This window comes from Xylanibacter ruminicola (assembly GCF_900142525.1).
Classification (GTDB): domain Bacteria; phylum Bacteroidota; class Bacteroidia; order Bacteroidales; family Bacteroidaceae; genus Prevotella; species Prevotella ruminicola_A.
Genome location: NZ_FRBD01000016.1, coordinates 71516 through 96618, shown reverse-complemented (window position 1 = coordinate 96618; position 25103 = coordinate 71516). Strand labels below are relative to the sequence as shown.

Below are 25103 nucleotides of genomic sequence, written 5' to 3'. Positions count from 1 at the left end.
AATTATGGAATTTACAGCCAAACAGATTGCTGAATTGATACAGGGAAGAGTGGAAGGCAACGAGAATGCTGCCGTTCGCACTTTTGCAAAAATTGAAGAGGGAGTAGAAGGAGCCATCTCGTTCCTATCGAACCCAAAATATACTCACTACATCTACGACACAAAGTCGAGCGTAGTACTGATTAACGAAGACGTAGAATTAGAGAAACCCGTTAGCTGCACGCTGATTCGCGTAAAAAACGCGTATGAGTGCGTGGCCAAGTTGCTGCAGTTCTACGAGAGCATGAAGCCCGCCAAGACAGGTATCGACCCACTGGCATCGATATCACCTAAGGCCAAGGTTGGCCAGAACGTCTACATCGGTCCGTTTGCCGTTATCGGCGATGGCGCTGTGGTAGGCGATGGCACCCAGGTATATGCCCACACCGTGATTGGTGATGGCGTGCAAGTAGGCGAGAAATGCCTGCTCTACCCCCATGTAACCATCTACCAGGGATGCAAAATTGGAAATAATGTGACAATACACGCAGGTAGCGTGATTGGTGCCGATGGATTCGGCTTTGCGCCTAACACTGAGGGCTACGATAAGATTCCACAGATTGGTATCGTAGTGATTGAGGACAACGTAGAGATTGGTGCTAACACCTGTATCGACCGTTCGACCATGGGGCAGACCACCATCCACAAGGGTGTGAAGCTGGACAACCTGATTCAGGTGGCTCACAACTGTGAGATTGGCGAGAACACCGTGATGAGTGCCCAGGTGGGTATGGCAGGATCAACCAAGATCGGAGCCTGGTGTATGGTTGGCGGACAAGCCGGTTTTGCAGGTCACATCCACGTGGCCGACAAGACATTTGTGGGAGCCCAGTGCGGTGTTATCAGCAACACTAAGGGCGACGGCGAGCAGCTCATTGGTTCGCCTGCCGTGAACCCCAAGATGTACTTCAAGGCAAGAGCCATCGATGCCAAGTTGCCCGATATGTATCGTCAGGTTGCTGCCCTGCAGCGTGAGCTCGACGAGCTGAAAGCAAAGCTCAATGACAATTGAAAATTGAAAATTGAAAGTTAGCAAGATATGAAACAGAAAACTTTGAAAGGCAGTTTCTCTCTGTTCGGAAAAGGACTGCATACAGGTTTGAACCTGACTGTTACATTTAACCCCGCACCTGAGAACACAGGTTACAAGATTCAGCGTATTGACCTAGAGGGGCAGCCCATCATCGACGCTATTGCCGAGAACGTGATTGACACCCAGCGCGGTACCGTACTGGGCAAGGGCGATGCTCGCGTATCAACCGTAGAACACGGACTCTCAGCGCTCTATGCACTAGGCATCGACAACTGTCTGATTCAGGTTAACGGTCCTGAGTTCCCTATCCTCGACGGATCGGCCATCCTCTACGTGAACAAGATTCAGGAGGTGGGCATCGAGGAGCAGAACGCACCAAAGGATTACTACATCATTCGCAAGAAGATAGAGATTAAGGACGAGCAGACTGGATCGTGCATCACCATCCTGCCTGACGACGCCTTCACCATCACAGCCATGTGCTCGTTCGAGAGTAAATTCATCAACTCACAGTTTGCTACCCTCGACGACCCAGAGAAGTATGCCACAGAGATAGCCAGCGCACGTACATTCGTATTTGTACGCGACATTGAGCCCCTGCTGCAGGCCAACCTCATCAAAGGCGGCGACCTAGATAACGCTATCGTTATCTACGAGCGCCAGACCACTCAGGAGCGTCTCGACATGCTGGCCGATATGCTGCACGTGGAGCATCGTGACGCTACCGACCTGGGCTACATTCAGCACAAGCCACTGCAGTGGGAGAACGAGTGTACACGTCATAAGCTGCTCGACATTATCGGCGATATGGCACTGATTGGTAAGCCCATCAAGGGTCGTATCATTGCCACACGTCCAGGTCACACCGTGAACAACAAGTTTGCACGTATGATGCGCAAGGAGATTCGTAAGCACGAAATCCAGGCACCTATCTACGATCCAAACGACGAGCCGGTAATGGACGTGAACCGAATTCGCGAACTCCTGCCCCACCGCTACCCCATGCAGTTGGTTGACAAGGTGATTGAACTGGGTGCTACCACCATTGTTGGTGTAAAGAACGTGACATCGAACGAGCCTTTCTTCACAGGTCACTTCCCACAGGAACCCGTGATGCCAGGTGTACTACAGATTGAAGCTATGGCTCAGTGCGGCGGACTGCTGGTACTGAACACCCTGGAAGAGCCTGAGCGCTGGAGCACCTACTTCATGAAGATAGACGACGTGAAATTCCGCCAGAAGGTGGTTCCTGGCGACACACTGCTGTTTAAGGTAGAACTGCTGGCACCAGTACGTCATGGTATCTCATCGATGAAGGGATACGTATTCGTAGGCGACCACGTGGTTTCGGAAGCTACATTTACTGCACAAATCGTTAAGAACAAATAAAGGAAAATGGCAAATCAGATACATCCACTAGCTGTTGTAGACCCAGAGGCAAAGCTGGGCGACAACAATATTATCGGCCCATTCTGCGTGATTGATAAAAACGTAGTAATAGGCGACAACAACAAGCTTTATAATAGCGTAACACTGCACTTCGGCACACGCCTTGGCAACAATAACGAGATATTTCCAGGTGCATCAATCTCTACCAAGCCTCAAGATCTGAAGTTCCAGGGCGAAGAGACCACCTGCGAGATTGGCGACAACAACTCAATCCGCGAGAATGTCACTATCAGCCGTGGCACTGCATCAAAGGGTAAGACCACTGTGGGCAACGGCAATCTTCTGATGGAGAATATGCACATCGGCCACGACTGTGAAATTGGAAATAACTGCATCATCGGCAACACGACTAAGTTTGCCGGCGAGGTTATTGTAGACGACTGTGCCATCATATCGGCATGCTGCTTGTTCCACCAGTTCCTGCACGTAGGCGGATACGGCATGTTCCAGGGCGGTACACGTACCAGCCAGGACATTCCTCCATACGTCATCGCTGGTAAGGAACCTGTGCGCTATGCTGGTGTGAACCTCATCGGACTACGTCGCCGTGGTTTCTCGAACGAGACAATTGAGGCAATTCACGATGCCTATCGCATCATTTACGGCCACGGCATCATGAAGGAAGGTGTGGCTGAAGCTCGTGCCAAATACCCCGATTCGAAAGAGGTAGAATATATCTGCTCGTTTATCGAAAACTCTAAGAGAGGTGTCATCCGCTAAGACCCTGATAGTAATAACAGGGCCAACGGCAGTAGGCAAGACAGCCTTGTGCCTGGATATAGCCCAGCACTTTGGCATCCCTATCATCAATGCCGATTCGAGGCAGATATACAAGGAACTAAAGATAGGAACAGCGAGCCCCACGTCAGAACAACTGGCAAAAGTAAAGCATTACTTCGTAGGATCGCTATCGCTGAACGACTACTACAGCGCATCGCTCTTTGAACAACAGACAATGGAGATATTGGAACGTGAGTTCGCTAAGAGCGACTATGCGCTGATGGCCGGCGGAAGCATGATGTATATCGATGCAGTGTGCGACGGGATTGACGACATACCCACGGTAGATGACCACACCCGCGAGCTGCTTAAAGCTAGATTATCAAGTGAAGGACTAGAACCTCTAGTAGAAGAACTTAAAAAGCTCGACCCTGAATACTACGAGATAGTAGACAAGCAGAATCCACGCCGTGTGGTACACGGACTGGAGATTTGCCTGATGACGGGCAAGACCTACACATCGTTCCGAAAGCGAGAGAAGAAGCAACGTCCGTTCCGAATCTTGAAAATCGGCCTGAATCGCGACCGAGAGGAGCTTTACAACCGTATCAACCAGCGTGTGGATGAGATGATGGACGAGGGCCTGCTGGCCGAAGCACGCAACCTCTACCCTATGCGCCACCTGAATGCACTGAATACGGTGGGATATAAAGAGATGTTTGCCTATCTCGACGGCACATGGACCTTGGAAGAGGCCGTGGAACGTATAAAAGGCAACACGCGCAGGTACGCGCGCAAACAATTAACATGGTATAAGAAGGATGAACAGATAAGGTGGTTTCACCCAGACGAAAAAGAAAAAATCATAAGTTACATATCTCAAGACTATGAGCAACGAAACAACTAAAAAATACATGGGCATGCTGAACATGGCCCTGCAGAAAATCAAAGGCCTTTGGCCATGGTATAAAGGATTGTATCAGGGACGTGCATGGTATATTAAGATATTGGTAGCTATCGCTTCGATGGTAGTTGCATTCTTCCTGTATTTGGGAGCAGTCGACATAAACCTACTGTGGCTGTTTGGTAAGTCACCATCCATGTCGACCATCAAAAACAAGCGCCCTGCCGAGGCATCGATGATTTATAGTGCCGATGGCAAGCAGATAGGCAAATTCTTCAGCGAAAACCGTACACCTGTAGGTTATGAGGATGTGACCCCCGCATTCTGGAAGGCCCTGATTGATACCGAGGACGAACGTTTCTATAGTCACAACGGTATCGATTATCAGGCATTTGCTGCTGCTTTGAAGGACTATGCTTTGCATCACGATGCACGTGGTGCCTCGACCATTACACAACAGTTAGCCAAGAACCTGTTCCGTACCCGTTCAGAATATTCTACTGGATTGCTTGGCAACATCCCAGGTATCAAGATGCTTATTCTGAAGAGTAAGGAGTGGATTACAGCCTATAAACTGGAATTCTTCTTCGACAAGAACGAGATTCTTACTCAATATGCCAACACCGTTGATTTTGGTTCGAATGCTTTTGGTATCAAGACCGCATGTAAGACATATTTTGGTTGCTCGCCAAAGGAGCTTACTACCGAGCAGGCAGCTGTTCTGGTAGGTATGCTGAAAGCAACAACCTACTATAACCCGCTTATCAATCCTGAGAACGCCCTGAAACGCCGCAACATCGTGCTTGACCTAATGAAACAGCACGGCGACCTTACCCAGCAAGAGTGCGACTCGCTGAAACAGTTGGAAATAAAACTTGACTATAGCGTAGAAAACGCTTATGACGGTGAGGCCAACTACTTCCGTGAGGCTGTGGGCGACTGGATGAAGAGATGGTGTGCCGACTACTACGGCGAGAACAAGAAATACGCCTACTATACTGAGGGACTGAAGATTTATACTACCCTCGACACCCGCATGCAGAAGTATGCCGAGGAAGCTGCTGTAAAGCAGATGAAGCAGGTACAGAAAACATTTAACGCACACTGGGGATCAACAAATCCCTGGCAGGACGAGCGTCATATAGAGATACCTCACTTCATTGAGGATCTGGCTAAGAAAACGCCATATTATAAGGTATTGGAGCGCAAGTTCGATGGTAATCAGGATTCTATCGATTATTATCTGAATCTGCCCCACCCCGTTAAGTTGTTCGACTATGAGAACGGATATATCGAGAAGGAGATTTCTACACTCGACTCTATCCGCTATATGGAGCGCTTTATGCACTGTGGATTCGTAGCCATCGAGCCGCAGACAGGTCACGTCAAGGCATGGGTAGGCGATGTTGACTTCAAGACATGGAAATATGACAAGGTTACAGCCATGCGTCAGCCAGGTTCCACCTTCAAACTATTTGTTTATACAGAGGCTATGAATCAGGGCATTACACCATGCGACACACGTAAAGATGAGTTCTTCTCAATGAAGGTGATGGATCATGGCGAGGAGGTTACATGGGCTCCAACTAATGCCGACGGACGATTCACAAACTCACTGATAACCCTAAAGCAGGCTTTCGCTATGAGTATCAATTCTGTAGCCGTTCGCTTGGGTCAGGAGTGCGGTATCGACAATATCGTAAATACTGCTCACGCCATGGGTATCAAGAGCAAGTTGGATGCAACTCCTGCATTGGCTCTAGGTTCAAGCGACGTCAACCTGCTTGAGATGGTAAATGCCTACTGTACGCCTTGTGCCGATGGTGTTCAACACGATCCCGTATTGGTAAGCAAGATTGAGGATCGCGATGGTAACGTAATCTACGAAGCCCCCAAGGAAGGTAATCAAGCTATTCCATATCGCAGTGCATTCCTGGTTCAGCAGCTGCTGATGGGCGGTATGAGCGGTACAAGCTCACGCCTGAGAGGATTCGTTGGCTACGACGTGACTGATACTGATTTTGGCGGTAAGACCGGTACATCCAACAACCATTCTGATGCCTGGTTCATCGGCACCACACCTAATCTTGTATGTGGCGCATGGGTAGGCGGCGAGTATCGCTGCATACACTTCCGTACTGGTCAGCTTGGTCAGGGTAACCGTACTGCATTGCCCATCTGTGGCTACTTCCTTGGCAGCGTGCTAAAGGATCCTGCATTCAAGAAGTATCATGCCAAGTTTGGTGCACCACGCGATGCATCGCTCAATCAGTCGATGTATGGATGCGGAGGCTATCTGGCATTGCCTTCTGATTCAGATTCGATAGGCGTTGACTCGCTGAGACTGGCTAATGGCGATGAGTTTATTGAGGTTCAAAGCGAAGGCAACAAACTGCCTGAGGGCGACACAGAAAACGCCAATCAGACTCCAACACCCAACAACAACTCAGAGGCTACTGAGAAAAAAGACTGATGCACGAGGAACAACAACTTGATTTAGACAACAAGGAGTGGCAAGATGCCCTTCAGATCATAAACTACACCCGTCGCTCGCTTTTCCTAACAGGAAAGGCGGGCACAGGTAAATCAACATTTCTGCGCTATATCTCGAAGAACACCAAGAAGAAACACGTGATTCTGGCTCCCACCGGCATCGCAGCCATCAACGCAAGTGGTTCTACACTGCATAGTTTTTTCAAGTTGCCCTTTCATCCGCTATTGCCTAACGACAAACAGTACGATTGGCGCCATCTGAAGGAAACACTGAAATATACAGGTGCACAACGCAAACTGATACGTGAGGTAGAGTTGATTATCATCGACGAGATATCGATGGTACGTGCAGACATCATCGACTTTATAGATAAGGTATTACGCGCGTACACGCGTAACCCAGAACCATTCGGCGGAAAACAACTGCTATTAGTAGGTGACATCTATCAGTTGGAACCGGTTCTGAAAGATGAAGATCGCCAACTGCTACAGCCATTTTATCCATCGGCCTATTTCTTCAATGCCAAGGTGTGGCAGGTTATGCCGATAGTTTCAATAGAGCTACGCAAGGTTTATCGTCAGACAGATAATAACTTCATTGCCATCCTGGATCGCATCCGTAACAACACCGCCACCCCCAGCGATCTGGCAGCGCTTAATGCCCGGGTAGCTAGGAATACTAGCAATACTAGCCTATCTAGCATCTCTAGCCCGACTAGTTCTGCTAGCCTAGAAATCACCCTTGCCGCCCGCAGAGATACGGTAGATTTCATCAACGAGCAACAACTGGCTGCCCTCGACGGCGATCCAACCATGTTCAAAGGCCTGATACAAGGAAACTTTCCAGAGAATTCGCTCCCTACCCCCATGGAACTGCTTTTGAAACCAGGCGCACAAATCATATTTATCAAGAACGACAAAGAAAAACGCTGGGTGAATGGCACGCTGGGCACCATCGAATACATCGACGAAGAAGAGGGCATTATCGGCATTATGACCGAAGCTGGCTTGGAGTACGATGTAGAACGTGATATCTGGGAGAATATGCGATACACCTTCAATGAGAAGGAACAGAAGATAGAAGAAGAACTGTTGGGCACCTACACCCAATTCCCTATACGCCTAGCATGGGCCATTACTGTTCATAAGAGCCAGGGCTTGACATTCCAACAGGTTTCTATCGATTTTGGTGGCGGAGGGGCCTTTGCTGGCGGACAGACTTATGTGGCTCTATCGCGCTGCACATCACTCGAAGGCATCACACTGAAAGAACCATTGCGCCAAAGCGATATATTCGTAAGAGCCGAAGTCGTAAGGTTTGCTAACCAATATAACGATCAGAAACTGATAAACCAAGCTCTGCAGGAAGGAAAGGCCGATCGCGAATATCGCGATGCCATACGAGCATTCGACAAGGGCGACTTTGGTGCATTTCTTGATAGTTTCTTCAAGGCTATCCACTCGCGCTATGATATCGAAAAGCCACACATCAAGCGATACATCCGCAAAAAGCTGGAAATCATTAATCGACAACGACGTGCAATCATTGAGATACAAACCAGCAAAGACAAAGAAATCGCAAAACTGAAATCAGAACTCGATGCCAAGAACGAGCAACTGAAACGTTTGGCAGCCGAATACACTATACTGGGACGCGAATGCGAACACGAGCACATGCCCGAAGCTGCCATACGCAACTATCAGAAGGCATTGGAACTATACCCCGATGCCGGCGATGCAAAACGAAGACTAAAGAAACTACAGAAAAATGAAAAAGATTAAGAACATCGCATTCGACTTGGGGGGCGTGGTCATCGCACTTAGCTACGAACAGGCCGTAAAACGTTTCGAAGAAATTGGACTGAAGGATGCCAGACAACATCTAGACGCCTTCCACCAACATGGCATCTTCGGCGATTTGGAGCAAGGATTGATAACTGCCGAAGAATTTCGTATTGAACTTAGCAAATTGATTGGCAAAGAGATAATCTACAAAGAATGCCTCCATGCCTGGCATGGATACGTGGAGTATGTGCCACAGAAGAATCTGCAGATGTTATTAAAACTACGCCAACTTGGATACAAAGTATGCTTGCTCTCAAATACCAACCCCTACATGATGCAGTGGGCCATGAGTAATGAGTTTGACGGACAAGGGCATTCTCTTGAATACTATTTCGACCATCTGTATCTTAGTTATCAGTGCAAACACATGAAACCATCGCCAGAGATTTTCCAGATGATGCTTGATGGACAACAAGCAAGTGCCGAAGAAACGCTTTTCATTGACGATGGAAAGAAAAACATAGAAGCAGCAGAAGCATTGGGCATGAAAACCCTGTTCCCAGAAAATAATAAAGACTGGACAGAGCCACTTGCAAAGATGCTTGAAATTGAATAAAATTATATCAAAAATACAATCGTTTGCATGGCATTTTGTGTTAACGTTATTTAAATTTGGTAATTGTGTAGGCACACATTGGCAATTCATCAAAAAAAAACGCCAAAAAATTTGTGAGTTTCCAAAAAAAGCCTTACCTTTGCCACCGTTATCCTGAAAACAATCTTTTTACCTTAGAAAACTAATACCTATTGAAGATATGGAGCGATCGCTTGCGAAAGTCATCGCTTTATTTTTTACCCATACCCAAACTGTTAAACTTTACTAAATATTACCTCTCCTATTAGTATAACTTTTCGAGTTTCAACTAAAAGTTGTACCTTTGCACCCCGTTAGAGTCCGTTGGGGCAGAGTTAAGTGTGTACGAACGTATGCCGCCTCGCGGAAAAACCCCTAAATACAAATAAAAAGCAAAATGTACGCAATTGTAGAAATTCAGGGTCAGCAGTTCAAGGCCGAGCAGGGCAAGAAGCTCTTCGTGCACCACATCAAGGATGTTGAGGCAGGCAAGACTGTTGAATTTGACAAGGTACTGCTCGTAGATGCTGACGGTGCAGTAAAAGTAGGTGCTCCAACCGTAGAGGGTGCCAAAGTAGTGTGTGAAGTAGTGAACCCACTCGTAAAGGGTGACAAGGTCATCGTTTTCAAGATGAAGCGTCGTAAGGACTATCGCGTTCGCAACGGTCATCGTGAGCAGTTCACAGAAGTAGAAATCAAGTCAGTAATCGCTTAAAATCGTAGGAGGAACAACATTATGGCACATAAAAAAGGTGTAGGTAGTTCTAAGAACGGTCGTGAGAGCGCAGCTCAGCGACTTGGCATTAAGATCTTCGGCGGTCAGCAGTGCATCGCAGGTAACATTATCGTTCGCCAGCGTGGTACAAAGCACAACCCAGGTAACAACGTTGCTATCGGTAAGGATGATACTCTTTACGCACTCGTTGATGGAACAGTACAGTTCCACAAGGGCAAACGCGATAAGAGCGTTGTATCAGTAATTCCAAACGCTGAGGCCTAAGGTAATTTTTAAAGAAACACTTATTCCAAACAAACAACACAGAGTCCCACTCTCCTACGGAGAGCGGGATTTCTGCTTTTTTTCAGCTATTTCCTTGGCTAATTAAACGATTATTTGTACCTTTGCACCTTAGAATAATGAATATAAACAAATAAATACGTATTTAATATGTTAACACTGAAACTCATCAATGAGGAAACAGAACGCGTAATCCGCGGATTGGAGAAGAAACACTTTGCTGGCGCTAAAGAGGCTATTGAGAATGTTCTGGCCGTTGACAAGCGTCGTCGTGAGGCTCAGCAGGAGCTCGACAAATGTCTGAACGAGCAGAAGCAACTGTCTGGCCAGATTGGACGCCTGATGAAGGAAGGCAAGAAAGACGAGGCTGAGCAGGTAAAGGCTCAGGTAGCCCAACTGAAAGAGAAATCGAAGGAGATGGACGATGTGATGGCAAAGGCTCAGGAGGAGATGACCACTCTGCTCTGCCAGATTCCAAACATTCCTTACGACGAGGTTCCTGAGGGCCGTGCCGCTGATGACAACCACGTAGTAAAGAGCAATCTGAAGGAGTGCACAGAGAGCGATACTGTAGGCAACTGGGACGTTAACCCCAAACTGGGTATTGCTAATCCCCTGCCCCACTGGGAGCTTGCTAAGAAATATAACCTTATCGACTTTGATCTGGGAGTAAAGATTACAGGTGCCGGATTCCCTGTTTATATCGGCAAGGGAGCTCGTTTGCAGCGTGCACTCATCAACTTCTTCCTCGATGAGGCCCGCAAGAGCGGCTACACAGAGATCATGCCACCTACAGTAGTAAATGCTGCATCAGGTTATGGCACAGGTCAGCTGCCCGATAAGGAGGGACAGATGTACCACTGCGAAGTAGATGACTTCTATCTTATTCCAACAGCCGAGGTTCCAGTCACCAATATCTATCGCGATGTTATCCTCGATGAGAAGGATCTGCCTATCAAGAACTGCGCTTACACAGAGTGTTTCCGTCGCGAGGCTGGTAGCTATGGTAAGGACGTTCGCGGTCTGAACCGTCTGCACGAGTTCTCTAAGATTGAGATTGTTCGTATCGACAAGCCTGAACACTCTAAGGAGAGCCACAAGGAGATGTTGGAGCACGTTGAGGGTCTGCTCAAGAAGTTAGAGCTTCCCTACCGCATTCTGCTGTTATGTGGTGGTGATCAGAGCTTTACGAGCGCCATCTGCTACGACTTCGAGGTTTACTCTGAGGCTCAGGGCCGCTGGCTCGAGGTATCTTCAGTATCTAACTTCGATACCTACCAGGCTAACCGTTTGAAGTGCCGTTATCGCAATAGCGAGACTAAGAAGACTGAGCTCTGCCACACACTGAATGGTTCGGCTCTGGCTCTGCCAAGAATCGTTGCCGCCCTACTGGAAAACAACCAGACAGAGAATGGCATCAGGATTCCTGCAGCACTCGTACCCTACATGGGCTGCGACATCATTGATTAATCAACAATAACATTACTACAATACTTATGAACAAAATCGTTAGAAAGGAGCAGTTCTCCGAGAAGGTTTTCCTTTTTGAGATTGAAGCTCCACTAATCGCCAAGAGCCGCAAGGCTGGCAACTTTGTGATAGTGCGTATAGGCAAGAAAGGCGAGCGCATGCCGCTGACCATTGCTGGTGCCGATATCGACAAAGGAACTATCACACTGGTAGTCCAGATGGTTGGACTCTCGTCGAAAAAACTCTGCGCCCTGAACGTAGGCGACTACGTGACGGATGTGGTTGGTCCACTTGGAAATCCAACCAAGATTGAGAACTACGGAACGGTGGTTTGTGCAGGTGGTGGACTGGGTGTTGCACCTATGCTGCCTATCATACAGGCACTTAAGGCCGCTGGTAACCGTGTGCTCTCAGTAATGGCTGGCCGCTCTAAGGACCTGATTATCCTAGAGGATAAGGTTCGCGAGAGCAGCGACGAGGTGATCATCATGACCGACGACGGTAGCTATGGCGAGAAAGGCGTAGTAACCGTTGGTATCGAGAAGTTTATCGAGCAGGAGCCACACGTAGACAAGGTCTTCGCTATCGGCCCTCCAATCATGATGAAGTTCTCTAACCTCACAGCTCAGAAGCACAACATCCCTTGCGAGGTATCGCTCAACACCATCATGGTTGATGGTACAGGTATGTGTGGTGCATGCCGACTCACCATCGGAGGCAAGACCAAGTTCGTGTGCATCGATGGTCCTGAGTTCGATGGAGCCTTGGTAGATTGGGACGAGATGTTCAAACGTATGGGTACCTTCAAGCGCGAGGAGCAGGAAGAGCTGGCTCACTACGAGGAGCATCTGGATTCTATCGACGCTGACGTGAAGGCTGAGGCCAAGGCAACAGATGTTGTGATGGATGCCGATCCTACTAATGACCCCATCGAGGTTCTTACCGATCGCAATGCACCTTGGCGTAAAGAGCTCCAGCAGAGCATGAAGCCCAAGGAGCGCACTCAGATAGCACGTGTTGTAATGCCTGAGCTCGACCCCGTTTATCGTGCTACAACACGTACTGAGGAAGTTAATATCGGCCTCACCAAGGAGATGGCTATGACCGAGGCTAAGCGTTGTCTCGACTGCGCTAAGCCAAGCTGTGTTGAGGGCTGCCCAGTAAACATCAATATTCCATCGTTCATCAAGAACATCGAGCGCGGCCAGTTCCTGGCTGCTGCCAAGGTTCTCAAGAACACATCTGCCCTACCCGCTGTCTGCGGACGTGTTTGTCCTCAGGAAAAACAGTGCGAGAGCAAGTGTATCCACCTGAAGATGAATGAGCCTGCAGTAGCTATCGGATATCTGGAGCGTTTCGCAGCCGACTTTGAGCGCGAAAGCGGCAACATCTCTCTGCCTGAGATTGCACCAGCCAACGGCATCAAGATTGCAGTAGTAGGTTCAGGTCCTGCCGGACTGAGCTTCGCTGGCGATATGGTGAAGAAGGGCTACGACGTTTACGTGTTCGAGGCACTTCACGAGATTGGTGGTGTACTGAAGTATGGTATCCCTGAGTTCCGTCTGCCAAATAAGATTGTAGACGTTGAGATCGAGAACCTGGCAAAGATGGGTGTTCACTTCCAGACCGACGTGATTGTTGGTAAGACAATCAGCGTTGAACAGCTTGAGAAGCAGGGCTTCAAGGGTATCTTCGTAGGTTCAGGCGCTGGTCTGCCCAACTTCATGAATATTCCTGGTGAAAACAGCATCAACATCATGTCAAGTAACGAGTACCTGACACGTGTAAACCTGATGGACGCTGCCAACCCCACAACTGATACACCACTGAATCCTGCAAAGAGCGTGCTCGTAGTGGGTGGTGGTAATACCGCTATGGACTCTTGTCGTACAGCTAAGCGTCTGGGTGCCGATGTTACATTGGTTTATCGCCGCTCTGAGGTTGAGATGCCTGCACGTCTGGAGGAGGTGAAGCATGCTAAGGAAGAGGGCATCAAGTTCCTCACACTGCATAATCCTATCGAGTACATTGCCGATGAGCAGGGCGCTGTGAAGCAGGCTGTTCTGCAGGTAATGGAGCTTGGCGAGCCCGATGCATCAGGTCGCCGTAGCCCAGTACCTGTTGAGGGCAAGACTGTTACACTCGATGTAGACCAGGTAATCGTAGCCGTTGGTGTATCGCCTAACCCACTGGTACCAAAGAGTATTGAGGGGCTGGAGCTTGGTCGCAAGAACACCATCGCTGTGAGTGAGGAGATGCAGTCAAGCCGACAGGAGATCTTCGCTGGTGGCGACATCGTGCGTGGTGGTGCAACGGTAATCCTCGCTATGGGCGATGGCCGTCGTGCTGCATTGAATATGGATAAGCATCTGCGTGGAGAAGCTTAATAACGAAGATAAAGAGAGCCGTCGCCTGTGGCATCGTTTAAACGAGCGATTTGTCAAGGCGATGGCTACTTATCATCTGATAGAAGATGATGACCACATACTTGTGGGATTATCAGGTGGCAAGGACTCACTCCTGCTACTCGAATTGCTGGCTTGTCGCTCGCGCATCTCTCACCCACGATTCAAGGTTGATGCGCTACACGTCAGGATGGAGAACATCCACTACGAAACCGACACCAGCTATCTGCAGCAGTTCTGCGACGATCTGGGCGTAACGCTTCACGTTCGCACCACGAGATTTGAGGTAGGTTCAGTCGAGACTGGCAAGGACGCCCGTCGACAGAAACAACCCTGTTTCCTCTGTTCGTGGAACCGTCGCAAACAGATGTTCAATCTGGCCCAAGAGCTTGGTTGCAACAAGATTGCTTTAGGGCATCATCAAGACGACCTGCTGCATACGACATTGATGAACCTCACCTTTCAAGGCAGGTTCGACACCATGCCAGCCCTGCTCAAAATGCGCAAGATGCCGCTGTCTATCATCCGTCCGCTCTGTATGATTGAGGAAAAGGATATCAAGACTTACGCAGCACTGCAGGGATATCAGAAACAACAAAAAATTTGCCCCTACGAGACCAACTCGCATCGTGCAGATATCAAGGAAATCTACGACGCAATAGAACGCATGAACCCAGAAGCTCGCTATAGCATGTGGAATGCGCTAAATGCTGACAACAAACTGATAGAAGAATAAATATGAACCTGAATAAGATTACGATACTTTTACTGGCTACACTGCTGTCGTTACCAATGACAGCACAGAAACGTAAACGTGTTACTAAACCCAAGCCAGCACCTGTAGTAGAAGAGCCACAGGAAGACCCACGCATCACTAATATGCGCGAGATGACCCAACAGATTATCATCATCGACAGCATCGTAACCAGTAAGGATAAATTTCTGGCATCCATCCGTCTGTCGTCAGAGTGCGGCCAACTGATGAATACAGGCACATTTTTCCGCAATCAGTTGCAAGGCACCCTCTATCTCAACGAGATGGGCAACAAGGTGTATTTCAGCCAGCCCGATGGTCGCCAGCAGCAACTGTATACAGCCGACAAACTGGGCGACGAATGGAGCAAGCCCCAGCCACTTCAAGGTTTGAGCGAGGGCATCGACGAAGCCTCCTACCCCTTTATGCTCAGCGATGGTCTTACCTTCTATTTTGCAGGTAAAGGCGAAGAAAGTATTGGCGGCTACGACATCTTTGTAACTCGCTACGACTCACGTAGCGGCAGTTTCTTGAAACCAGAGAATATCGGTATGCCATTCAATTCTGAGGCTAACGACTATATGTATGCCATCGACGAAGCCAACCGTATAGGCTACTTTGCCAGTGATCGCCGTCAGCCTGCAGGCAAGGTGTGCATCTATATCTTCATTCCATCAGACACTCGTAAAACTTACGACATTTCTAAATATTCTGAAGAGCAGATTCGCAAGTTCTCAGATATCGCACGCATAGCCGACACATGGGGCAATGGTACTGAGCGAAAAGCTGCCATCGAAAGAATAAAGGCAAAATATGCAGACCAAGGCATCCCAGGTCAGCTTGTTAGCACTGGCGATGCAGAATCTGCAGTAGAGCTTCATTCAAAAGAGGCAAAGAATCTGTATCAGAGACTATTAAAAGAGCAACACTCACTCGATATTGCAAATTCTCGGCTCGACCAGTTGCGCCATAAGTATCACTTGGCTAATGCTAGTGAGCGCAAACAAATGAAGAGCGAGATACTTAAACTTGAAGACGAGGCTCTGCAGTTGAACGCTAACGTTAAGCAACTCGACAAGGCCACACGTAATGCAGAAATTAAAAGTAAAACTCATTAACAAAAGAATACAAGTCTATGAAGAAGAATTTTCCTGAATCCGAACTGATTATCAATGCTGATGGTTCATGTTTCCATCTGCATCTCAAGCCAGAGCAACTGGCTGATAGAGTGGTGTTGGTAGGCGACCCTGCCCGTGTTGACACCGTTGCTGCCCACTTCGACTCAAAAGAGTGCGAGGTTTCGAGCCGTGAGTTTCACACCATCACTGGTATGTATAAAGGTAAGCGTATCACCGTGCAGAGTCACGGCATCGGTTGCGATAATATCGACATCGTAGCCAACGAGCTCGATACACTCGCCAACATTGATTATAACACCCGTGAAGAGAAACCTGAGCATCGCACCCTCACCATGGTACGCATTGGTACCTGTGGCGGACTGCAGCCCAACACCCCAACAGGTTGCTTCGTAGCATCGGTTAAGAGCATCGGTTTCGACGGCTTGCTCAACTATTATGCCGACCGCAACAAGGTATGCGACCTTAAGCTCGAGGAGGCTTTCAAGCAGCACATGCAGTGGAATCCTATTAAAGGTGCGCCCTACGTATCGGTAGCCGATGCCGAACTCATCGACCGCATTGCTCAGGACGATATGGTTCGTGGCTACACCATCTCGTGTGGTGGCTTCTATGGTCCTCAGGGCCGTGTGCTCCGCGCTAATATTGAGGATCCCAAGCAGAACGAGAAGATAGAGAACTTTGAGTACGATGGCATAAAAATATGTAACTTCGAGATGGAGTCGTCGGCTTTGGCTGGCATGGCATCACTGCTGGGCCATCGTGCCATGACTTGTTGTATGGTTATAGCTAACCGCTACGCCCAAAAGATGAACACAGAGTACAAGAATTCTATTGACACACTAATCGAAAAAGTCCTCGAGAGAATTTAATGTTTAATGTTTAACGTTTAATGTCAGTCGATACAATCTGCGCACTAGCCACGGCTCCAGGTGGCGCAATCGGAATAATCAGAATCTCAGGCCCACAGTCGCTTGAGATTCTTTCTCACGTATTTCGTGGCAAGGGCGACGTTATGTCCTACCCTGCTAACACTATCCACTATGGTCACATCGTCCCCCTCCTACAGGAGGGGCCAGGGGAGGTCTCTGAAGTCATCGACGAGGTGATGGTGAGCATCTTCCGTGCCCCCCACTCTTACACGGGCGAAGACAGTGTGGAGATTAGTTGCCATGGCTCGCGCTATATCCTCAACAAGGTACTGGCCCTGCTCATAGAGAATGGATGCCGACAGGCTGGCCCTGGCGAGTTCACCCAGCGAGCCTACCTCAACGGCAAGATGGACTTAAGTCAGGCCGAAGCTGTGGCCGACCTCATAGCCTCAACCAATCAGGCCACTCACCAGATAGCCATGAGTCAGCTACGAGGCCATTTCTCTTCTAAGCTGACCCAACTGCGCAATCAGCTGCTCAAGCTCACATCATTGCTCGAATTGGAGCTCGACTTCTCTGACCACGAAGACCTGGAATTTGCTGACCGTAGCGAACTGATGGAACTTACCCAGACCATTCATCAGCATATCACCCGTCTGGCCGACTCGTTCCATACTGGCAACGCCCTCAAGAACGGCATCCCTGTAGCCATCATTGGCGCGCCAAATGTTGGAAAGTCTACGCTGCTCAATGCCCTTGTAGGCGAAGAGCGCGCCATTGTCAGCGACATTCAAGGCACCACACGTGATGCTATCGAGGACACCATCCAATTGGGTGGCATCACCTTCCGATTCATCGATACTGCAGGTATCCGTCATACTGACGACCAGATTGAGTTGATGGGTATCGACCGTTCCATTGCTGCAGCACAGCGTGCCCTTATCATCATTATGATGACAGAGCCAGGAACATCCTATCCAGATGTACCTGTGCGCGATGACCAAACCGTCATACGCATCGAGAACAAGACCGAGCAGTTCCAAGCCAAGTTTGGTGTTGGCCTCGATCAGCTTCGTCAGCAACTGATTAATGCTGCTCCCAAGACTACCGATGCCGATGTCATCGTGACCAATGCCCGCCACTACGACGCCCTGATTCGCGCCAACGAACACCTGCAGCGCGTCATCTACGGATTGCAGATGCAATTAAGCGGCGACCTGCTATCAGAGGACCTGCGCCTGACCCTCGACACCCTAGCCGAAATCACTGGCGGCCAGATAACCCCCAATGAAGTCCTTGGCAACATTTTTAAGCACTTCTGCGTGGGCAAGTGACCCCTTATAAACAACTCTGAGCAACTTGGAGTAATTTGAACTAAGTCCCTCAAAATGAGGGACTTTTTGTATTTTAACACTTCAAGTTGCATATTTGTTTGTACCAGTTTTTCGAGCTATTTTTGCACAGTATTTCTACCGCGAGTGTAAAACAGATAATAAAAACGCCCTTAAAAACGCGATATTTGGAACAAAGGTGATACACCATGAGAAAGTACCAAAACGCCATCGAAGGGACAGCCCATAAGAGGGAGACACAAGGAAAGTATTTTGATCTATTTCAACTGACGTTATTTATTTCTCTAACGCTTGTTAGGGCTTGGCTGGAGCTGTAAGCCGAATGATGTTCAGCGAGTATGGAGGTACATCAAACTGAACGCTATTGTTCTCTGGGGAGAGTAACTGCTCCACAGGGTGAATGGTGGTAGGGGCATCGAGCGTGTTCTCTTCCATACCATCGTTGGCTGCCAAGCGTACTACTCGGGCTGATGCCGGTGTGAAATTCTTGAGGTTGACGTTGGCGGTTGTTGCGACATCGCTGGTATTTGCTACCTTTACGATAAGTTCACCTGTGGCATCGTCGATAGTGGCAGACGAGAAGATTCCTTTCGTTTCATCATGCTTCAAGACCGTGTCGAAGACAAGTTCGTTGTCGAGCCATGCCTTGACGCTATCTCCTGCCACCTGAAGGGTTACATCATACCAGCGTCCAGACTCGATATGTCCTCGCTTACTTGCGGTCAGCAGCTTTCCGCCATTGCTAATTTGCTCTATGGCATGCTGTGAGTTTGTCCATCCTCCGAAGTTCACCCAACAATAATTCTTTTCATCCACATAGTTGAAGATGATGATGAAGCCTTCAGCCCCCTCATCTTTGCGGGCACGGAACTTACAGGTGTAGTGGTCGCTGTCGATGATGCTCTTCTCTATGCAGAGCGTGGCATCCTTATGGCCTGTCTGCCGCACAGTGTTACCCTCCTTCTGCCAGTCACCATAGACATAATCCATATCCTTATTGGTCTCGAACGTGGCGCGTGTGTTCCATGTTCCGAATCCCACACGGCTATGCTTCGGTGTCAGCGGTTTTCTAACCATTCCTTCAAAGGGATCGTTCTGCTCCACCTTTACCACCTGTGAACCCAGATGCTGTGGCATAAGTTGCTGCACATAGTAACTCGGGGTACCCATGACACGGCTGCTGCTGAAACGGATCATATCGGGACGCCAGCGGGCATCGTTCTCGTTGACGAAGATGGGGGCATACGAGGCAAGTTCCACCACGTCAGAGTTGTTCTCCATGCCCATCATATAAACGGCTTCACCCAAAGCGGCATTCATGTTACCCAGTTTGCCGTAGCCGTTGGTCACTGCATATTCACCCACATAAACCTTTGGGCCTTGGCGGTCGTAGCTGTCGTACTTGTGGAATGCCGCGGCAAACCAGTCAGGTGAGCGGTAGTAGTGCTCGTCAAGCAGGTCAACGGACAGTTTGCTATTCCACTTGGGGTTGTCGTCGCCCCATGCCACCACGTTGCCGATGATCTTCATCTCGGGATATTTAGAGCGGATGGCCTTGTAGAACTGTTCGTAGCGCTCGTAGTAGTGGTCACTCTGCTGACGAGGGTCCGGCTGGTTGTTTTCGTTACCTATCTCCAAATATTCTATTCCGAAAGGCTCCGGATGTCCGTTCCTGGCACGCATAGCACCGTATTTCGATGTGACGGGACCGTTAGCATACTCCAAGGCATTCATGCACTCGTCGATCCACGGCTGGATGCTGTCATAAGGAGTCATGCCCCCATGCCATATTCCCACATTCACCACATAAAGCGGCTTGGCCCCTAAGTCCTCGGCCAACTGCAGGTATTCATGGTAACCCAGTCCGTCGGAAGTGCGATAGCCCCAGTTCACGTTCCAGTGCCCCTCACGCTCCTCAATCGGACCGATGGTACGTTCCCAGCGGAAAGCATTGTCTGGACTCTCCTGCCCCTCCACGAAACAACCTCCGGGGAAACGCATGAATTTCGGGTGCAGCTGCCACAGCATGTTAGCCAGATCGGGACGCATGCCGTTCTCATGGTTCTTGAAGGTGGGCGGGAAAAGGCTCACCATGTCTATCTGCACCTGCCCCACGCCGTCGAACACCAGTGCAAACTGCGCCTGCGGATCGTTGTCGTTGGCGGTGAGGGTGGCTTCGTACTTCGTCCAGCCCTGGGCCTTAACAGCAGGGAATTGGCTGACCACGGTCTCAGCATAGAGTTGTGAGCCGTCCTTCGAGCAGAGCGTGGCTTTCACGGTGCCTTGGTATTTCAGAGTCTTTGCCCAGAACGACAGACGATAACAGCGTCCCCGTACGGCATTGATGCCCCAAAAGCCCTCGTTTACCAGACAGACGGGCATCGTGGGCGAAGCCTTGATGTCGAGTGCCAGGGCGTTGTGCTGCACACTGTTAAGCAGTGGTGTCTTTTTCGTGGGTTGTATGAGTCTTGCCGTGAGTTGCGACGGGGCTGCTGCATAGGTTGACCATCCCTGCATATCGGCTGGTGCACCATAGCGAGGTCCGTCCTCAAACGAACGGTTACGTATCAGTTCGGCATAGATACCGCCGTCGGCTGCGTGGTTGATGTCTTCATAGAAGATGCCATAGAGCATCGGACTCACCTTCGGTCCGCGCTGCTGAGCGTCGATATCGATAGTCACTTGAGCCTGGACTGCTGCATAGAGCGCACAACCGGCCATGAGAAGAATGTTTTTGTAAGTCATATATTACTTGTTAATTTGTTTGATTTCTAACAACAACGCTGTCTTCTTCGGCAGAATCATCTGAGTGTCCATAATATGACATAGCCAAATTTCCTAAACTTATTTAATAATTGCTGCAAATTTAGCGAATTTACATTAAAATAAAGTACTTTTGCCAAAATTCTTAATATGTTTTGTGAAGTTCATGAAAAAAGTTGTATTTGCTTCAATGGTGTTGTGCGCATGGATAGGTGCTATGGCACAGACAGAGAAAACGAGAGGGTTTGACGACCTATATCATTACATTGAAAACCTTGACGTGTTTGAATATGGACAGGAAGAATCGCGTGCCTATTACATCCCGGGACATCACGTTCTGCTCAACGGCAAGTGGAAGTTCTTTTACGGCAATACACCTCAGGAGATACCGAACAACTTCTTCGAGGAGAAATTCTCAGATGCCAAGTGGGGCACCATCGATGTGCCTTCAAACTGGGAGATGAGGGGTTATGGCGACCCACTATTCCGCAACGTGTCGGCGCCATTCAAGGCCGACCCGCCCAATACACCACGCGACTACAACCCAACAGGCGCCTACCGCACCACCTTCACTATTCCCTCCGACTGGAATGGAGAGGAGATCTTTTTGCGTTTTGAGAAGGTGGCATCGGCATCGTTCCTGTGGATCAACGGTCAGGAAGTGGGCTACAACGAGGGAGCTCAGGAGCCTGCCGAGTACAATATTACAAAGTATCTGAAGAAAGGCCGTAACACGCTGGCCATGAAGGTCATCAAATACAGCGACGGCTTTTATCTCGAGGGTCAGGACTACTGGCGCCTGGCAGGTATCTTCGACGATGTTTATCTCTATGCCACGCCCAAGACCCGTCTGTTCGACTGGTATGTGACCACCGATCTGGACAAGGATTACCGAGATGCCGACCTGAACATCGAGGTAAGCGTCAGAAGCTATGACAAGCAGCCAATTACGACTCCCCTTAAGGTGCAGGCCGTGCTGACCGGTGCCAATGGAAAAGAGGTGGCACGACTGGAAAGTCAGGCGGCAACATTCGCCAACGGTAGCAGCACATTGATGCTGAACATGAGTAAGCATATCAGCAACCCCTTGAAATGGACGGCAGAGACACCAAATCTGTATAACCTCAAGATGTACCTCGTGGATGCTGCCACCGGCAAGCGGCTATCAGAAAACACGCCTGAGGATGCCCGTCAGGATGTGGGCTTCAAGGAGACTGAGATGCGCAACAACGTGTTCTATCTCAACGGTAAGCCGCTGAAGGTGAATGCCCAGTGTTCACATATGCAGGATCCCGACAACGGCCATGCCGTGAACGACGAACTGGTCAAGAAGGATATGACCATCCTGAAGCAGTTTGGCTTCAACGGTGTGCGCACCAGCCACTATCCCCCCGTACCGCGCTATCTGGAATATGCCGCCCGCTATGGACTGTACATCATCGACGAGGCAGGCGTAGAGGCACATGCCACCGAATGGGTTTCTGGCGACAAACGATTTATACCGATGTATCGTGAACGTGTGCGCCGCATGGTGCTGCGTGACAGAAACCAGCCTGCGGTACTCTTCTGGAGCGCTGGCAACGAGAGCGGCGAGGGTCCTAACATCGGCGAGGTGATTGCCGAAGGGCGCAAATACGACCACACCCGCTGGTGGATGTACGGTGGCAATGCCTACAGTCATCCCGCAGAGGATATCATCGGTCCACGCTACCCTACTGCCCTGGCTCTTGACCTCAGGGTGGGAAAACACGGTGACGGTGACGTGCGCCCGTCGTTCATGGATGAGTATATATCGGTAGCCGGCAACAGCGGCGGTATGTTCGACGAGATGTGGCGCGCCGTCTATACCCATGAGCGCTGCATCGGCGGTGCCGTATGGGACTTCGTGTCGCCTGGACTTACCCAGCCTGCACGTAGGCTCAAGGACAAATCAGGCCACGATGTCATGGCGCATATCATGGGCAATGCCAAATTAGTGGCCGACAGCCGTAACCGAAAAAATCATGTGATTGACCTGAGCGGCCACGATGAGTGGGTGGAGGTGTATCGAGATGACTGTCTGGAACTGACCGGCAACACCCTGAACGTCCATTTCGATGTCTATCCCCGCAAGCTCATCAGTTCCTGCGGCTCATTCGTGACCAAGGGTGAATGGCAGTTCGGCGTTCAGCAGAACGGTAAGGAGCAGCTGGTGTTCTACATCAACACCGACAAGGCACCAGCCTCAGAAGGCGAGCCCAAGGCATTCCCCTTCGGTAGAAGACCTGCGGCCACCAACCACAAGTACGAACTATCGGCACCACTGCCCGCCAACTGGGAGAACAAATGGCACCATGTGGAAGCCTGCTACGACGGTAAGAAGATGACAGTAAGCATCGACAAGACAGAGGTGGCACAGATGGAGGCTCAGGGCAACATCATCAACGCCCCGTTCCCTGTAAACATCGGCCGCAATGAACAGACCCATGGACAGGACACCCATGTGTATATCTGCGATGCGCTGATGGATAATGTCGTCATTGCCGACAATTCGGGCCAGTTGTTGAATCTCGACTTCGAGACAGAGCAACAAGAAGGCTCCTATTTCAGCTACGGCATCGGCGCCCGCACCTACGGTACGATATGGCCCGACAGAACCGTACAGCCGGAAATCTATCAGATGAAGAAATCGGCCCAGCCCGTATCATGCCGGTTGCTGAGTGCCGACAATGGTACGGTAGAGATCTGGAACAGGAACCATTTCCTCAACACCTCTTATTACAATATGACATGGGAACTCTACGAGGACGGCGTGTGCCTGCAGCAGGGCACGATCACTCCTGAAGTGGAGCCGCTCAGCAAGAAAATCATCACCCTACCCTACAGCCGTCCGGCCATCAAGCCGGGCTGCGAATACCGACTGACGATAACCAGCGCGCTGAAGGCCGACGAGCTATGGGCGCAGAAGGGGCACGTGGCTGCGTGGGACCAGTTGGAACTGCCTTGGCAACAGTTGGCCACACCGTCTGACAAAACCGTTGGGAAGGCTGTGTTGAGCCAGACAAACGACTCCATCACCGTGAGCGGAGAAGGCTTCTCCTACACCTTCACACCCGACGGCCAACTCTTCAGCATCCGACAGGGCGGACAGGAACTGCTCAAGTCGCCAATGCAGTTGAACGTCTGGCGTGCACCGTTGGCACTTGAAGTTGACGGCTGGGATCAATGGAACATCACCTACAACAACCGCAAGCCCTGGAACGGCGGGCAGATAGCCAACGAGTTCTACAGCAACAACCTGGATGCCATCACCCGCATCCCCATCTCTTGTCAGGCCTTCGAAGCCAACGGTCAGGTGTATATCAACGTACGCTGTTTCTCACAATTCGGGGCACCCGTCAACACATCGCTCGATGCCTATATCACCGGCCTGCGCTATTCAGGCTTCTCTGAGGTCTATGAATACCGCATCAACGGCGACGGAACCATCGCCCTGCATCACATCCTTGAGCCCGAAGGCCCGATGCCTGCTCTCCTGCCCCGCATCGGACTGACCATGACGCTCATCGACCCGTTGCAACAGGTGAAGTGGTACGGCCGTGGACCTGAGGAGAACTATCCAGACCGCAAGACTGGCTATGCCATCGGCATCTATGAGAACAATGTGGACGATATGTTCGAACCCTACCTCATTCCACAGGACTGCGGCCTGCGGTGCGACAACCGCTGGCTTGCCATGAGCAATAAATCAGGACTGGGACTGCGCTTTGCGATGGATGAGCCGTTCAACTTCAACGCCTACCACTACAGCACCGACAACCTGACGAAGGCGGTATATACCTACCAATTGCAAAAGCAGGACGGCATCACCCTGAACCTGGACTACAACACCACAGGCGTAGGCTGTACGGCCTGCTATGTGCTGCCCGGCTATCAGGTCAAGCCCGCCCGCTACGAGCGACATCTGACAATAAAACCAATATCTCAGTGACTTACCGACATTAAAGCGAAAAATCTGCTAAATCCGTAAAATGGGTTGATATATCACGGAGGGACAAAAACAGTGTTGACACTTTTTAACAAGCCAATTTTGAGTTATAAAATGCGCCCATTTTCGTCAGATTACAAAGATATACAAAGAACTGCAAAGATAAATGTACCTAAAGGGACAGAAATTGGAAGTCGCACTTCACTCGCTTCACAGAGAATACAAAAATGTGCAAAAATCCGTGTTAACGAATGTAAATATACAAAGAACTGTAAAAACGTCTTTGCAGATGTTTGTATATTTTATTTT

17 protein-coding genes are annotated in these 25103 nt (G+C 49.7%); 16 read left to right on the top strand and 1 reads right to left on the bottom strand.

The genetic code is table 11. From position 1 onward, the window contains the following. Nucleotides 1-4 precede the first annotated feature (4 nt). The 15 genes from lpxD to mnmE all read left to right on the top strand — a co-directional run bounded on the left by lpxD (nt 5) and on the right by mnmE (nt 18046). The gene (gene lpxD, locus BUB86_RS11180) at nt 5-1051 is read left to right on the top strand and encodes a UDP-3-O-(3-hydroxymyristoyl)glucosamine N-acyltransferase (protein ID WP_073209502.1); all 1047 of its coding nucleotides are present in this window, start codon (nt 5-7) and stop codon (nt 1049-1051) included. 27 nt (nt 1052-1078) lie between these two features. Further along, the gene (locus tag BUB86_RS11175; RefSeq protein WP_073209500.1) at nt 1079-2461 is read left to right on the top strand and encodes a bifunctional UDP-3-O-[3-hydroxymyristoyl] N-acetylglucosamine deacetylase/3-hydroxyacyl-ACP dehydratase; all 1383 of its coding nucleotides are present in this window, start codon (nt 1079-1081) and stop codon (nt 2459-2461) included. Nucleotides 2462-2467: 6 nt separating this feature from the next. Continuing rightward, a complete protein-coding gene (gene lpxA / locus BUB86_RS11170; RefSeq protein ID WP_073209497.1) occupies nt 2468-3241 on the top strand; it encodes an acyl-ACP--UDP-N-acetylglucosamine O-acyltransferase in 774 nt (257 codons plus the stop codon). Further along, nucleotides 3228-4148 (top strand): tRNA (adenosine(37)-N6)-dimethylallyltransferase MiaA, encoded by a 921-nt coding sequence (gene miaA / locus BUB86_RS11165; RefSeq protein ID WP_073209495.1) that lies wholly within the window; start codon nt 3228-3230, stop codon nt 4146-4148. The genes lpxA and miaA overlap by 14 nt, the downstream gene beginning before the upstream one ends. Continuing rightward, on the top strand, nt 4129-6618 hold the full coding sequence (locus BUB86_RS11160; protein WP_410543943.1) for a transglycosylase domain-containing protein: 2490 nt from the start codon (nt 4129-4131) through the stop codon (nt 6616-6618). Before miaA ends, BUB86_RS11160 begins: the two co-directional genes overlap by 20 nt. Further along, a complete protein-coding gene (locus tag BUB86_RS11155) occupies nt 6618-8420 on the top strand; it encodes an ATP-dependent RecD-like DNA helicase (RefSeq protein ID WP_073209491.1) in 1803 nt (600 codons plus the stop codon). The genes BUB86_RS11160 and BUB86_RS11155 overlap by 1 nt, the downstream gene beginning before the upstream one ends. Next, complete coding sequence (locus tag BUB86_RS11150; protein WP_073209489.1) at nt 8407-9039, top strand: HAD family hydrolase; 633 nt, start codon at nt 8407-8409, stop codon at nt 9037-9039. The genes BUB86_RS11155 and BUB86_RS11150 overlap by 14 nt, the downstream gene beginning before the upstream one ends. A 415-nt stretch (nt 9040-9454) precedes the next feature. Then, complete coding sequence (rplU, locus tag BUB86_RS11145; protein WP_073209488.1) at nt 9455-9772, top strand: 50S ribosomal protein L21; 318 nt, start codon at nt 9455-9457, stop codon at nt 9770-9772. 21 nt (nt 9773-9793) lie between these two features. Beyond that, nucleotides 9794-10057, top strand: a complete 264-nt coding sequence (gene rpmA, locus BUB86_RS11140) for a 50S ribosomal protein L27 (RefSeq protein ID WP_073209487.1) — start codon at nt 9794-9796, stop codon at nt 10055-10057. A 168-nt stretch (nt 10058-10225) separates the two neighbouring features. Beyond that, nucleotides 10226-11545 (top strand): serine--tRNA ligase, encoded by a 1320-nt coding sequence (gene serS, locus BUB86_RS11135; RefSeq protein ID WP_073209485.1) that lies wholly within the window; start codon nt 10226-10228, stop codon nt 11543-11545. 26 nt (nt 11546-11571) lie between these two features. Further along, nucleotides 11572-13932 (top strand): bifunctional dihydroorotate dehydrogenase B NAD binding subunit/NADPH-dependent glutamate synthase, encoded by a 2361-nt coding sequence (locus tag BUB86_RS11130; RefSeq protein WP_073209484.1) that lies wholly within the window; start codon nt 11572-11574, stop codon nt 13930-13932. Continuing rightward, a complete protein-coding gene (locus tag BUB86_RS11125; RefSeq protein ID WP_073209482.1) occupies nt 13919-14686 on the top strand; it encodes a tRNA 2-thiocytidine biosynthesis TtcA family protein in 768 nt (255 codons plus the stop codon). The genes BUB86_RS11130 and BUB86_RS11125 overlap by 14 nt, the downstream gene beginning before the upstream one ends. A gap of 2 nt (nt 14687-14688) precedes the next feature. Continuing rightward, on the top strand, nt 14689-15822 hold the full coding sequence (locus tag BUB86_RS11120; RefSeq protein ID WP_073209481.1) for a hypothetical protein: 1134 nt from the start codon (nt 14689-14691) through the stop codon (nt 15820-15822). Between the two features lie 17 nt (nt 15823-15839). Continuing rightward, complete coding sequence (locus tag BUB86_RS11115) at nt 15840-16712, top strand: nucleoside phosphorylase (RefSeq protein ID WP_073209479.1); 873 nt, start codon at nt 15840-15842, stop codon at nt 16710-16712. A 20-nt stretch (nt 16713-16732) separates the two neighbouring features. Further along, nucleotides 16733-18046, top strand: a complete 1314-nt coding sequence (gene mnmE, locus BUB86_RS11110) for a tRNA uridine-5-carboxymethylaminomethyl(34) synthesis GTPase MnmE (RefSeq protein ID WP_073209478.1) — start codon at nt 16733-16735, stop codon at nt 18044-18046. Between the two features lie 312 nt (nt 18047-18358). On the opposite strand, the gene BUB86_RS11105 is transcribed toward mnmE, so the two are convergent. Then, on the bottom strand, nt 18359-20809 hold the full coding sequence (locus BUB86_RS11105; protein ID WP_073209476.1) for an alpha-L-arabinofuranosidase C-terminal domain-containing protein: 2451 nt from the start codon (nt 20807-20809) through the stop codon (nt 18359-18361). A 184-nt stretch (nt 20810-20993) separates the two neighbouring features. Here BUB86_RS11105 and BUB86_RS11100 point away from each other — a divergent pair, with 184 nt between their 5' ends. Beyond that, entirely contained in the window at nt 20994-24797 is a 3804-nt protein-coding gene (locus BUB86_RS11100) for a sugar-binding domain-containing protein (protein ID WP_073209557.1), read from the top strand. Nucleotides 24798-25103 lie beyond the last annotated feature (306 nt).